We start from the raw sequence: 13,541 nt of genomic DNA, 5'->3' as shown, positions 1-13,541 counted from the left end.
ACCAGCTTCTCCTTTTGTTAATAATCAACCTTTAATAAAAACAGTTTTGATAGCCGTATAGAATTCGATTGCCGCTTGTCCTTGCTCACGTGACCCAGTACTCGATGCTTTCATTCCCCCAAATGGTGCTTGTAGTTCAACTCCGGCGCTTTCCGCATTAATACGAACCAAACCTACCTCAATTTCATCAATGAATTCAAGGATAGATGCAATATTAGTCGTAAAGATTGATGCACTCAATCCGTATTTTGTATCATTAGCAATTTCAATTGCGTTTTCCAAATCTGTTGCGCGAAGCAATGCAATAACTGGCCCGAAAATTTCTTCTTGAGCAATTCTCATATCTGATTGCACATCACCGAAAATGGCTGGTGTAATGTAAAATCCTTTGTCAAATTCCTCGCCAGTTAAGACCTCCCCCCCCACTAATAGAGTAGCTCCTTCCTCTTTCCCGACTTCAATATACTGTTTCACTGTATTAAACTGACTTTCGCTAGCCGACGGTCCCATCCAAATTCCTTCTTTTAGCGCGTCTCCTACAGTGATTTTTTTTGTTTCTGTGATCAGCTTGTCTACGAAAACATCGTAAATTTGCTCATCTACAATTACGCGGCTTGAGGCTGTACATTTCTGACCCGATGAACGGAAAGCTCCGCTAATTACAGCTTCTACTGCTGCATCAATATCGGCGTCTTTTGTAACAATAACCGGGTTTTTCCCACCCATTTCCAATTGAAACTTAATCCCCCGTGCTGATGCAGATTTCGCTACACCTTCACCCACATTTTCAGAACCAGTAAATGTAATCCCATTTAGTAATGGGTGATCTATCAAATCCTGACCAATTACTGAACCTGCACCTGTGATGAAGTTCAGTACTCCAGCTGGCAGCCCTGCTTTAACGAAACAATCTACTACTTTCGCAGCCGTTACAGCAGCTTCGGTAGCTGGTTTAAATACGACTGTATTGCCATAAACAAGTGCAGGTGCAATTTTCCAAATTGGTATAGCGACGGGGAAGTTCCACGGTGTAATGATACCAACAACTCCAAGTGGCATTCGTTTCGTAAACATAAGCGCATCTTTATCGGTAGATGGAATTACATCCCCATCCTTTCTCATCCCTTCACCAGCGTAGTACCGAAGAATCGCAACGCCGCGCGCAGTTTCTCCTTTTGCTTCCGGAAGTGTTTTACCCATTTCTCTAGTCATTGTTTCAGCGATGTCATCTATGTTTTCTTCGAGAATGTTTGCAACTTTAAACAAATATTGCCCTCTGGCAGCTTGACCAATTTTTCTCCATGCCTTTTTTGCTTCATGCGCTGCATTTACTGTTTTCTCTAAGTCTTCTTTTTTCGAATTTTGGACATAACCTACTACATTTTCTTTATTTAACGGGCTGATACTTCTAATCGTCTCCTGAGAAGATGATTCTACCCATTCGTTGTTAATCAGGTTTTTATATACTTTTTCTTTTGATAGTACTCGCATAATTACATTCTCCTTTTCACATATTAAATAAATATACAGATTAAATAGTTCCATATGAGTTGATAGGAATTGACCGCAATACTCTGAAGTTATTGCTCAGTTTTTTCTTTACCAATACTTTTTGAATTTACTAGCCCATTTTTTCGTATATCTCTTTTCTTCTATTTATCATTTTCACTAAGATAGCCGACTACCTCTTCTAACGCCTTTTCACAATCTTCTCCAACGACCTTAACAAATAAATGGTCGCCGTTCCTAAGCTGTAATGTAATCAATCCAAGAAAGCTTTTTAAATTTATTTCATAAATTGATCCATTCACATTCTTCTTTAGATAGATTTCTGATTGATACTTCTGTGTAGCCTTACTTACTTCAACAATCGTTACATTCTCTGATATATTTACAACAATAGTTTTGCTAACACTTTTCTCCATTCACGTCTCCCCCTAAATATAAATTACAAATTGACGTTCGTTAGACACCAACTAATTTTATATCCGTTCCTTTAGGTTCACCTTCTCTTTTACTTCTTTGTTGACAAGGTATACTGGATAATAACCGGATAATACATCTGCAACATTTTGCGCAGTTTTCCGTTTTAATTCAGCTTCTGCCTCATCAGAATAGAACGCACCGTGGGGGGTGATAATGACATTATCCATTTTTAATAGAGGGTTGTTTGGATCAATAGGTTCAACTTCTAGTACATCTAGTCCTGCCCCTGCTATTTTCTCTTCTACTAATGCATTAATAAGTGCTTTTTCATCAATAATTGGACCACGGGAAGTGTTAATAATAAATGCTTCTTTTTTCATTTTATTGAATTGATCATAACTAATCATGCCCTCAGTATGCTTATTTAACGGAACATGAATAGATACATAGTCCGATTGTTTACATAGCTCTTCTAATGTTACGAGCTTTACATCCATTTCATGCGCTATTACTTCAGACACAAATGGATCATAAGCAATTACAGTCAAGCCAAATGCTTGTGCTTTCTTTGCAACCATTTGCGGGATATTTCCGAATCCAACGAGACCAAGGGTGCGTCCTCTTAGTCGAAAAATTGGTATTCCTACATTGAAGTCCCACGTTCCACTCTTCACGGCATTATTTAGTTTCGTTATTTTTCGTGCGCTTGAAAGGAGCAGTGCAATTGTGTGATCTGATACTTCATCCAAGCAGTAGTCAGTTACATTTCCTACCATAATTCCCATTTCAGTTGCCGCATCAATATCAATCGTATTAAATCCCACACCATAACGAGCAATGACTTTACACTTTTCTAAGCTTTCAATAACTCTACGAGAAATTGGAGCGTATTGGCTAATAAGCGCATCTGCATCTTTACATTCAGCAATTACATCCTCTTCCGTGCGACACTGTTTAAACGTTAACTCAATGCCGATTTTACTTAACACTTCTTGTTCGGGTGCAAATGTTGTGTATTCGTAATCGGTAACAATAACTTTATAACGGCTCATTTTAGCCACTCCTTTTTACTCTATCTAATAGACTTTGTAGGAATGCATTGCTGAAATTGGTTTTCAGTGTTTCAGCTAACATTATGCTTGGCAGTAAATAAAAATCTAATAGATAATTGCTTGGGCAAATACACTCTTTCCATTATTACCACTCCGCAATAGTTCCATCTTTATGGCGCCACACAGGGTTTTTCCAACTATGACCAATTTTAGCTTGTTCCTTTACAAATTCTTCGTTTATTGAAATACCAAGTCCCGGCCCTTTTAACATATCGACATAACCATCTTTATAGTCAAATACTTTTGGGTCATTTAAATAATCAAGCAAATCACTACCTTGGTTATAATGGATACCTAAACTTTGTTCTTGGATAAATACATTATGCGAGGTGGCGTCTACTTGAAGACATGATGCTAGCGCAATCGGTCCGAGTGGACAATGAGGTGCAACCGCAACATCATAAGCTTCCGCCATCGCGAATATCTTCTTGCATTCAGTAATTCCCCCAGCATGCGATAGATCAGGTTGTATAATATCTACATAGCCATCCGAAAGCAACTTTTTAAAATCCCATTTAGAAAACATGCGCTCTCCAGTGGCAATTGGAATATTCGTTGCGTGTGCGATTTCACGAAGCGCTTCATTATTCTCAGGTAATACCGGCTCCTCAATGAACATTGGCCTAAACTGCTCTAGCTCCTTGACTAGTACTTTTGCCATCGGTTTATGGACCCGTCCATGAAAGTCAATTCCTATACCAATGTAGTCCCCAACAGCCTCACGTACAGCTGCAATTCTTTCGACCGCCTCATCAATTTTTTGATAGGAGTCAATATACTGCAACTCTTCAGTCCCGTTCATTTTAACTGCAGTAAATCCAGCTTCTACTGCCTGTTTAGCCGCTTTCCCTACATCGTTTGGCCGGTCTCCACCAATCCAAGAATATACTCGAACAGAATCTCGACATGCACCACCCATTAACTCCGAAATTGGTGCATTGTGAAATTTCCCTTTTATATCCCATAGTGCCTGGTCAATTCCCGCAATTGCACTCATTAAGATTGGGCCTCCACGGTAAAAACCGGCCCTATACATCACTTGCCAATGATCTTCTATTCGGAGAGGGTCTTTACCAATTACATACTCGCTCAATTCTTTGACGGCAGCTTGAACTGTAGCTGCACGACCTTCTACGATTGGCTCTCCCCATCCGACAATACCTTCATCTGTTTCGATTTTTAGAAATAACCATCTTGGTGGAACAATGAATGTTTCTATTTTAGTAATCTTCACTTTCAAACCTCCTATTACCAACTTTTCTTGTTACCACTTAAACTCTAGCATTCTGAATTTTACAGATGAACGCTTTGGCAATTTGGGTTAATACATCATAACGCTTTTCTGCAATTGCATTCGCATCAAGTAAAGATCCCCCCACACCTACAGCAATCGCACCATTTTTTATGAACTGCTCAACGTTCTCCAAAGTTACTCCGCCAGTAGGCATCATTGGTATATGTCCCAATGGTCCTTGCAAATCTTTAAGATAATTTACGCCTAACGACTCTCCTGGAAATACTTTTACCAAGTCTGCTCCTGCAGAGTATGCTTGAAGAATTTCGGTGGGTGTCATCACGCCAGGAATCGATATTCTCCCGTAACGATTTGTAAGCTGAATCGTATTTACATCAAAAGTAGGGGAGAAAATAAAATCCGAGCCTGCATCAATTGCTCCTTTAGCTGACACAGCATCTAATACTGTACCTGCCCCAACAAGGACTTTATCATTGAACTTCTCTTTCAGACTTTTTATCATTTCCAACGCACCTGGTGTATCCAACGTAATTTCCAAAGCTCCTACGCCTCCCTCTACAAGCGCTTCAGCAATAGACTGTATTTGCGACTGCTTTGGGCTACGGATAACAGCTATCAGTCCAGACTCTTTAAGACGTATTAGGTTTTCCCATTTTTTCATGCGTAAAATCCCCCGTCCTTACTATCTTTTTACATCTCTTGCCGTGCCTCTTGGATCCATAAATCTTTCAATAGCCTGTAGTGTTGGCAGACCTTCCACATCGCCATTTACACTGACCACCATTGCACCAATTGCGTTAGCCCGTCTAACGGCTAATGAGAGTGGCTCTTTTCGTAAGATTCCACTAATTATACCCGCCGCAAAACCGTCCCCTGCACCTACCGGATCAACTACATGTTGAACAGGGAACCCTTCAATATAGGAACTTTCATCTCTAGTACGTAAATAAGCTCCATTATGTCCAAGTTTAATAATAATCGTCTTATCGCCCTCGGCCATTCCCATTAATGTGTCGGCGATATCTTCCACCTCTGTCATTCCAGTCATGAATTGACCTTCATCAAGTCCTGGTAAAATAACATCCGAATAAGAAGCAATTTCATTAAAAACACTTTTCGCCTGTTCTGCTGCCCAAAGTTTCAAGCGTAAATTCGGATCAAAAACAATTGTCATCTTGTTTCTTTTTGCGATTTGGATGGCTTTCATCACAGTTTGATAACACGATTCACTTAGTGCAGGCGTAATGCCTGTAATGTGGAGTATTTTCGCCTGTGAAATGTAGCTTTCATCCAATTCTGCAGCTTCCATTAAACTTGCTGCAGAATTTTTACGATAGTAGTATACATTTAAATCTTCTGCTGATAGTTGTTCTTTAAAGATCAATCCAGTTTGTGCTTTATCTGTAAAAAGACAAGATGATACGTCTACACCTTCTCCGCGAATGGACTTGTATATGTACCGTCCGAATGGATCATCCCCCAGTTTACTGAACCATCCGACTGAATGGCCCAATCTAGTTAATCCGATTGCTACATTTGATTCTGCACCTCCAATACTTTTTGGGAATTGGCGAACATATTCAAGGGGTAGCATTTTCTCCGGTTGGAATAAAACCATCGTTTCTCCCAACGTAAAGACATCTATTTTACTCATACAATCCGACCTTCTTTAGTTATATTCATTATTTTGATAGACCTACTAAAAACATAGATAGTTGTGGAATAAACGTAATTAGCATTAGAGTGAATAACATGGCAAAAATGAATGGCAAAACAGCACGTGATAGCGATTCAAGTGATAATCCGGATATTCCTGATGCCACAAACAAGTTCACACCAAGCGGTGGTGTAATAAATCCAATTGCTAAGTTAACGACCATCAAAATCCCAAAATGGATTGGATCATAACCGATTTGAACGGCAATTGGCAATAAGATCGGTGTTAATATAATAATCGCTGCAAGTGTATCCATAAACATGCCGACAACTAACAATAGTGCCATAATGAGCATGATTATAATTATTGGTTCATCTGATACTTTCATAAGTGCTTGCGCCACTTTTGTAGGAACTTGTTCAATCGTTAAGAACCGCCCGAATGCGGTTGCCGTTCCGACAATAATTAAGACTGTTGCCGTTGTTAACGCTGAATCGACCATTACTTTCGGCAAATCCTTAATACTAAGCTCGCGATATAATACCATTGAGGCGAATAGACCATATACAACCGCTATAACTGCTGCTTCAGTGGGTGTGAAGAATCCTCCGTAAATACCGCCTAAAATGATGACAGGAATCAATAACGCCCATTTGGCGTCCCAAAAAGCCACACCAATTTTCTTTAACGATGTTGGTTCGTCCATGCCCCTGTATCCATTTTTCTTTGAGTAAATGTACGCATAGATGATCATAGAGAGACCAACTAAAATCCCAGGAACAATTCCCGCAATGAATAAATCGCCGATTGAAGCATTTCCAACGACACCGTAAATAACCATTGGAATACTCGGAGGGATAATGACTCCAATTGATCCGGCTGAGGCAACTATTGCCGTTGCAAACTTTATATCGTACCCGTTACGAACCATTGCAGGAATCATAATCCCACCGATTGCAGCAACGGTCGCCGGGCCTGAACCCGAAATAGCTGCAAAAAACATACATGTAATAATTGTCGCAATGGCAAATCCACCTGTTTTATTCCCTACAATCGCGTTCGCCACATTAAACAATCTTTCAGATATGCCGCCTTTCCCCATAATTTCTCCCGCCAAAATGAAGAAAGGAACAGCCATTAATGGAAATGAGTCGACAGATGTAACTAATTCTTTCGCCAAAAACTCAACTGGTAAAGTACCCGTAAAGAATATTGTTATTAGCGTTGCCAAACCGATTGAGATACCAATAGGTACACTTAAAAATAGCAGCACCGCAAAACTACCGAACAAGATAGCAGTTGTCATCATTTAACCTCCAAAATTTTTCCAGCGACTATGTCCTGAAACATTTATATTATCGTTTGTTCCTCAAATTCTTCTTTGCCCTGTAAAACTCGTAAATGTTTAATAAGATTTTGAATTAATCTAATGAGCGTTAAGCCCATTCCTATAGGTGCCGACATATAAACTAGTCCCATCGGAATTTGTAATGCAGGAGACTTTTGTCCAAAACCCAATAGTTTATTTGCAATTTCAAATCCGTAGATTATTACAAAAACTGCAAACGCCATAAATAATACATTAGCAATAATATTTATAATCACTTTGCCTTTTTGATTAAGAAACACTAAAATGACATCTACTTTAATATGCCTTTGTTTTTTAACACCATAGCTGATTCCAATATAAATTAACCAAATAAAGCAGAATCGGGCTAATTCTTCCGACCACGATAATGAACTATCAAGTTGTCTCATTACCACCTGAACAAAAATCACAGCCACCATAATTGTTGATAAGATTGTTAGTAGTAACTCTTCAATATGTCGATCAAACCATCGAATTATATTCATCCCAATCTCCTTTATACAATAAATTCAAATAACTCGTTATTAAATAAAGAATGTTGACCCTCCTGCAGCTCTGCCACAAAGAGAGTCAGCTTCTATCAAATATACATCCCACTTTTCACTTAAATGGCGCTTCCAAGAAATACTTCTAAAATACATTTCCCTGATTTATTTCTTTGAAGCTGCTTCAATTGCGTCGTATACTTCCTTTACAATCTCTGAACCAATTTTTTTAGTGAATTTATCAATTGTAGGCTGTACAAGCTGTTTCATTTCTTCTCGCGCTTCAGGTGTAACTTCAGTGTAAGTAATTCCTTCAGTCTGAAGATCTGCTAGATTCGTTTCGTTTGCTTCGCGATTCAATTGGCGTTCATAAATTCCTGCTTCAATTGCAGCTTCTTTAACAATTTTTTGTTGTTCCTCTGTTAAATCATCATAAAATGATTTACTCATCAAGAATACAAAAGGACTGTAAACATGATTCGTATTTGAAACATGTGATTGAACTTCATAATATTTTTGTAGATAAATAGTTGCGAGCGGATTTTCTTGCCCATCCACTGTTTTTTGCTGCAGCGCTGTAAATAGTTCTGTAAAGGCCATTGGAGTCGGGTTTGCACCTAATGCACGGAATGCTTCTAAATGAAGCTCATTCTCCATTGTCCGTAGTTTCAATCCTTTAAAGTCTGCAGCAGTTGCGATAGCCTGCTTACTGTTTGTCACATCACGGTACCCATTTTCCCAATAAGCTAGACCAACTAAGTTTTGAGATTCTAACTTATCTAAAATCTTCTTACCGACTTCACCATCTAATACTTCGTCAGCCACTTCTACAGTTGGGAATAGAAAGGGAAAGTCGAATATACCAAATTCAGGAACAAAGTTAGCTAATGGTGCAGTTGAAGGAATTGTAACTTCTTGCGATCCTAATTGTAGTGCTTCAGTCATTGTACGGTCATCGCCAAGTTGTCCACTATGGTACGTTTCAACGATAATCTGTCCGTCTGTTTTCTCTTCGACAATTTCTTTAAATTTAATTAGACCTTTGTATTGGGGGTGTAAATCATTTAAACCCAGTCCTGCCCGAATCTTTTTCACTTCAGCTTTACTACTTCCAGCACTTTTCTCACCAGCATCTCCCTTATCTTCAGCGCAAGCAGCAAGGGCCAGAACCATAACAGCTAATAGAATAACAGTTAAAAACTTTTTCATTTTGTATTCCTCCTATTTTTGTTTTTTTGCCACATCTTCAAAACCATAGTCAAATTTACTATTCTCAAGAATGTCACTTCCATTATGAATCGTTTTCAAAAAGTGACCACTACCCAATTCCCCCGCATAAAAACAACCATCTTCCACTGCAGTATCTTTAATAATCTGTTCGATTGACTCAGTAACTTCTTTTTCTACGCCAATCATGGTGCAAATACTATTTCCTCCACCATCTACTCCTACACTCGCACCACAGTCGAGAAAGTGAATTCTTATTTCCAATTACGTTTCTAAAGGTAATAGGACCGTTTCGGTCACGTCTCCGGCGGGTATCATTAACTAAATTACTTGAGGGAATTCTAACTTTTGAACAACATCCTCCAAGCTAGTCGCTATAAACTCGCCTTCTCCCGTAATTTTATCAACTACAGCCACATCATCGTCATGAACAATTACCTAATAACGATGGTCAATCTATTTCAATGCTAAATTATATCCCATCTTACCCAGACCAATCATAGCTAGTTTCATAAGATTGTAACCCCTTTCATTAGTCTGAATGAAATAATATTTCACCTAAAACCAGTATATACCGAATATTCTTTTACACAAGCATTATTTAGACAATTCGAAACTTTCCTTAAGCATTCAAAACCGTTAAAATGAAATGAGGATTATTATCATTTCAAGTTAATAGGATTGAATAAGAAGGCAATTCATAACTCCAGATGTTGTAAACCTTGTCAATCTAGCATGTAATTGCATCCTCACTAAAAAAACGTTGCGAAATAAAATTTCATGTATGATTGATAAATGATTTAATGCAATGATGATATCTACATCGAGGGAGAGAAAGTATATGATTAATTCGAAGACACCACATTGTTTCACACTGATACGTGCAATCTATACACAACTTAGCGAAAAGGAAAAATTAATAGCTGACTTTTTTTTTGATCATCCAGAAAAAATTATTCACTCTACCATTAATCAAGTTGCCGAAGAAGTAGGCGTTGCGGATGCAACTGTTTTCCGCTTTACCAAGCGGTTAGGTTATAAAGGATACCAATCAATGAAGATAGCCCTTGCGTCCGAAATCATTACCACCTTGAAAGATATTCATGAAACAATTGATGAAGATGATGATGAAAAAACGATTGCCGAAAAAGTTTTCAAATCAAATATTAGAACGTTAGAAGATACGCTCCAAGTTCTTGATCAACACCAACTTCAACTAGCTGTAAATGCATTGGTGGCCGCAAGAAAAATTGAAATTTACGGAAACGGTGGCTCTGGAGCTATTGCAATGGATGCACATCATAAATTTCTCAGAAGCGGATTACTTACTAGCTGTTATACGGATGGTCATTTACAGGCCATGAGTGCTGCACAATTGACTGAAGAGGATGTTGTTATATGTATTTCACATTCGGGATCTAGCAGGGACGTAATCGAGGCGTTGGAAATTGCGAAATTAAAGGGTGTTACTAGCATCGGTATTACCCAATTTGGAAAAACACCACTAAGTGAAAAAGCCGATATATCGCTTCTGACTATCTCTGTGGAAACAGAATACAGATCTGAAGCCTTGGCTTCACGTCTTGCACAGCTAAGTATAATTGATGCGTTATATGTTAATGTGAGTATCCGACTGAAAGAACGTATGAAAACATCGCTACAAAATCTTAGATATGCGATTACCGTGAAACGGATTAAATAGATTTTTTTATAGGTAGAGGGTGGATCAATTGATAAATTTGATTGTAGTAGGACCTGATATTGGGACGTAAAGTACAAAAGTAATTGTTTTTAATAAAATCGGTATTGATAACGGTGAACATGAAGTATCCCTTAAATAGCGTTCATTTTAGAAGGGGTGAACTAAACCCTTTAGATATTGAAATTGCAGCAATAACTGCTATTTATTGCTTGCTTACCACAAAAGGTATTGCACCCGACAAGCTATTATCAAATGGATTACCAAGCGTAATGCATTCCCTTATTTGTATATATAAGGAGTTAATCTCATCTACTCATCTATTAAATGGCAATTAGACAGCTAGTTCCACAACCCGGAATGGAAGGCGTTATTTTGAGTATCTGCCATGTAGGCAAGCTTTAGATCGGATTCGCTCGGTCAGCTCTTCGGCTTCAAATATTTTCAATTTTTAACCAAAAGGTAGACGTTACGGTTAGCCATAAAAAAACAAGCGAAATTCTCCGTATAAAGCCACTTTTCCAACGAAACCTTTATGAACATGCAAGTTATACCGGCTTAGTTGAATATTGATCGCTGTCGAATATAATTGCCTGAATCCCTTGTGGATAAAGTTACTAACACCCTGCCAACTGAGTTTTCTGTATTCAGTAACATTTCAAACAAGTTACTCACAGGATATCCACCACTTTTGTTGATAAGTTTTGATTATTCTATACTTATCATTTAAACCAACTACTTCTTGCTAGTTCCTTCCATTCTATCTATTATAGAGAGAGATACTAGATTAAAGGGGCATACTTGAAATTGAAGAAACTCATCATTTTTTTACTACTATTCTTTGTAGCATTTCCAATTTTTATAGAACCGACTGAAGCATCCACTGTAAAATCGATAAAAATTACCGAAACCACACCCGTTTTCGATGATTACCAGAAAGTCGCTGTATTTCTAAAAGGTACTTCGCATACCGTGGTGGATGAATCAAACCTGTTTTATCATACGGTCATCGGAAACGACCAAGTTAAGTTCTCGAAAAAGAAAGCAGTTATTAGTAAAGATACACCGAATAACTGGAAAGCCGCACATCCAGTTCGAGCCAAAACTTCAAAAGCTGTACAAGTCTTGGATCGCCCAGCAGTTAAAGCGAAGAGCTTTGGACACATCCAACCGAATATGACGATTAATGTACAGAGAGTAAAGGGTAATTATTACCCCGTCTTATTAGGCGGTAAAACAGGATATATACATAAGAACGACCTGCTAATCGAAGCTGGTATCCCTGTCTTGATGTATCACGATCTTGTAGTCAACAAAACCGATCAAAATGCATCAACATTAGAAGTTGCTAAATTTAAAGAGCAGATGGATTATTTGAAGGCAAACAACTGGACGACAATCACGCCACAACAATTAGAATCTTGGGTTGCCAAAAAGGGTACACTTCCAAAAAAATCAGTCCTTATCACATTCGATGACGGCTATAAATCGACAATCGACATGGCCTATCCTATTTTGAAAAATCACGGATTCCAAGCCACCTCTTTCCTGATTACAAGTCGTATCGATCGACATGGCGTGGTCTCGGAACAAGACATCTTTCAAACACAGGATGTCTATTCCTATCAAAATCACACACATTTATTCCATATGTTCAATTCATTTACTAACCTAAGCCTTTTGCAATATGAATCGGAACTGGTAATCTTAGAGGACATCCAACAAGCGAATGACTCCATCGAACAAATTATTGGCAGGGACTACCAAGTCATGGCCCACGCCTACCCGTACGGCAAACGTAGTCTAACGGCGATTCTTGCCTTACAAGCAGCCGGTATAACGAGCGCTTATACAATTGATGAGGGCAATGTCTTCCGTGGTGATTCCCTCTTTGAACTAAAACGTCAGCGCATCCACTCCAACATGAACTTGAAACAATTTGCGGATAAACTGCAAGGTAGATAAGATTTCTCTCTTGGATGACAGTTATCCAGCACGCTGAGCTACTAATTTCAAAACAAGACATCCTCTCCCAGCTTTCGGAGAGGATGTCTTGTTTTATTTCTTATATTCCGGAAGCTTACTGATACGCCAACCCAATTTTCTCACGTATTCGTACGTAACTGTAAAGGTATCAAATGTGCCTGTATAACCAACGGGTACACGCACTTCGAATACGCTTTTATTCTTTTTCGATTTCACCTCTATCGCTGTCGCCTCGCTCCACTGAAGAAGCGAACCACCGTCGGCCTCTACCTGCGCCAATCTCCTTTTTTGTTTAATAAAATTTTGGTCCTTCATGAACTGTTTAGCAACTTTTTTTGTCACCGATTTCTCCAGTTCAGCCCTCATTTCCTTCTTCGTATCCAATTGGCTAGCCATGTAGCGGTATGTCTTCCCTTTATAGTTGAACCTCTTATATTCTCCTTCTGCATAGACCCCACCCGCTTGCACAAGACTCGCTGTCGCTGCCCAATTTGCAGCAATCTCCACCGCTTTTACCGACTGAACTTCGCTTTTTGTCACCTCAGCAATTTCTGATTGCTCACACGCACTACATAACAACAGCAATAGTGTTATGCTAAGTAGCCAAAACTTTTTCATTTCTATGCCCCCTCTCATACATTCCTTATCTTCAAATTAGGTGTAAGTCCTGCCAATTATGTATATGCGAGAAAGGGCAATGATAAGAGTTGGATTCGAGAAAAGCGCAAGCGCCTGGTAGACCCGACAAGCGCTGGAGGGCCTTAAGAGAAAGGCGCTTTTTGCCTTTAACTTAAGGACTGAAGCGACTCGAGGGGCTAGGCGCTG

General features: G+C 38.9%; 13 protein-coding genes. 2 read left to right on the top strand and 11 right to left on the bottom strand.

Annotated features, from left to right (window positions below; all coding sequences use genetic code 11):
- Window positions 1–24: 24 nt before the first annotated feature.
- The 10 genes from gucD to I2484_RS14800 all read right to left on the bottom strand — a co-directional run bounded on the left by gucD (window position 25) and on the right by I2484_RS14800 (window position 9,295).
- On the bottom strand, window positions 25–1,491 hold the full coding sequence (gene gucD, locus I2484_RS14845) for an alpha-ketoglutaric semialdehyde dehydrogenase GucD (protein WP_207151826.1): 1,467 nt from the start codon (window positions 1,489–1,491) through the stop codon (window positions 25–27).
- Between the two features lie 161 nt (window positions 1,492–1,652).
- Window positions 1,653–1,925 carry an HPr family phosphocarrier protein gene (locus tag I2484_RS14840; protein ID WP_207151825.1) on the bottom strand — a complete coding sequence of 91 codons (273 nt, stop codon included), beginning with the start codon at window positions 1,923–1,925 and terminating at the stop codon, window positions 1,653–1,655.
- Window positions 1,926–1,982: 57 nt separating this feature from the next.
- Window positions 1,983–2,978, bottom strand: coding sequence for a C-terminal binding protein (locus tag I2484_RS14835; protein WP_207151824.1), 996 nt, complete (start codon window positions 2,976–2,978; stop codon window positions 1,983–1,985).
- Window positions 2,979–3,123: 145 nt separating this feature from the next.
- The gene (gene dgoD / locus I2484_RS14830; RefSeq protein WP_207151823.1) at window positions 3,124–4,272 is read right to left on the bottom strand and encodes a galactonate dehydratase; all 1,149 of its coding nucleotides are present in this window, start codon (window positions 4,270–4,272) and stop codon (window positions 3,124–3,126) included.
- 37 nt (window positions 4,273–4,309) lie between these two features.
- On the bottom strand, window positions 4,310–4,954 hold the full coding sequence (locus I2484_RS14825) for a bifunctional 4-hydroxy-2-oxoglutarate aldolase/2-dehydro-3-deoxy-phosphogluconate aldolase (protein WP_207151822.1): 645 nt from the start codon (window positions 4,952–4,954) through the stop codon (window positions 4,310–4,312).
- A gap of 21 nt (window positions 4,955–4,975) precedes the next feature.
- On the bottom strand, window positions 4,976–5,947 hold the full coding sequence (locus tag I2484_RS14820) for a sugar kinase (RefSeq protein ID WP_207151821.1): 972 nt from the start codon (window positions 5,945–5,947) through the stop codon (window positions 4,976–4,978).
- 28 nt (window positions 5,948–5,975) lie between these two features.
- Window positions 5,976–7,256, bottom strand: coding sequence for a TRAP transporter large permease (locus I2484_RS14815; protein ID WP_207151820.1), 1,281 nt, complete (start codon window positions 7,254–7,256; stop codon window positions 5,976–5,978).
- A 44-nt stretch (window positions 7,257–7,300) separates the two neighbouring features.
- Window positions 7,301–7,804 carry a TRAP transporter small permease gene (locus tag I2484_RS14810; RefSeq protein ID WP_207151819.1) on the bottom strand — a complete coding sequence of 168 codons (504 nt, stop codon included), beginning with the start codon at window positions 7,802–7,804 and terminating at the stop codon, window positions 7,301–7,303.
- A gap of 165 nt (window positions 7,805–7,969) precedes the next feature.
- Window positions 7,970–9,013, bottom strand: coding sequence for a TRAP transporter substrate-binding protein (locus I2484_RS14805; RefSeq protein ID WP_207151818.1), 1,044 nt, complete (start codon window positions 9,011–9,013; stop codon window positions 7,970–7,972).
- A 12-nt stretch (window positions 9,014–9,025) separates the two neighbouring features.
- On the bottom strand, window positions 9,026–9,295 hold the full coding sequence (locus I2484_RS14800; RefSeq protein ID WP_207151817.1) for a hypothetical protein: 270 nt from the start codon (window positions 9,293–9,295) through the stop codon (window positions 9,026–9,028).
- Between the two features lie 577 nt (window positions 9,296–9,872).
- Between I2484_RS14800 and I2484_RS14795 the strand changes: the two genes are divergently transcribed.
- Window positions 9,873–10,733: a MurR/RpiR family transcriptional regulator gene (locus I2484_RS14795; protein WP_207151816.1), complete on the top strand. Its 861-nt coding sequence runs from the start codon at window positions 9,873–9,875 to the stop codon at window positions 10,731–10,733.
- Window positions 10,734–11,537: 804 nt separating this feature from the next.
- Entirely contained in the window at window positions 11,538–12,695 is a 1,158-nt protein-coding gene (locus I2484_RS14790; protein WP_207151815.1) for a polysaccharide deacetylase family protein, read from the top strand.
- Window positions 12,696–12,788: 93 nt separating this feature from the next.
- Here I2484_RS14790 and I2484_RS14785 read toward each other — a convergent pair whose 3' ends face one another.
- Entirely contained in the window at window positions 12,789–13,334 is a 546-nt protein-coding gene (locus I2484_RS14785) for a DL-endopeptidase inhibitor IseA family protein (RefSeq protein ID WP_207151814.1), read from the bottom strand.
- Window positions 13,335–13,541 lie beyond the last annotated feature (207 nt).

This window comes from Sporosarcina sp. E16_8, from assembly GCF_017347095.1.
In the GTDB taxonomy this organism is placed as follows: Bacteria; Bacillota; Bacilli; order Bacillales_A; family Planococcaceae; genus Sporosarcina.
The sequence above is the reverse complement of the archived record's forward strand: the minus strand, read 5'-3'. Positions and strand labels throughout refer to the sequence as shown.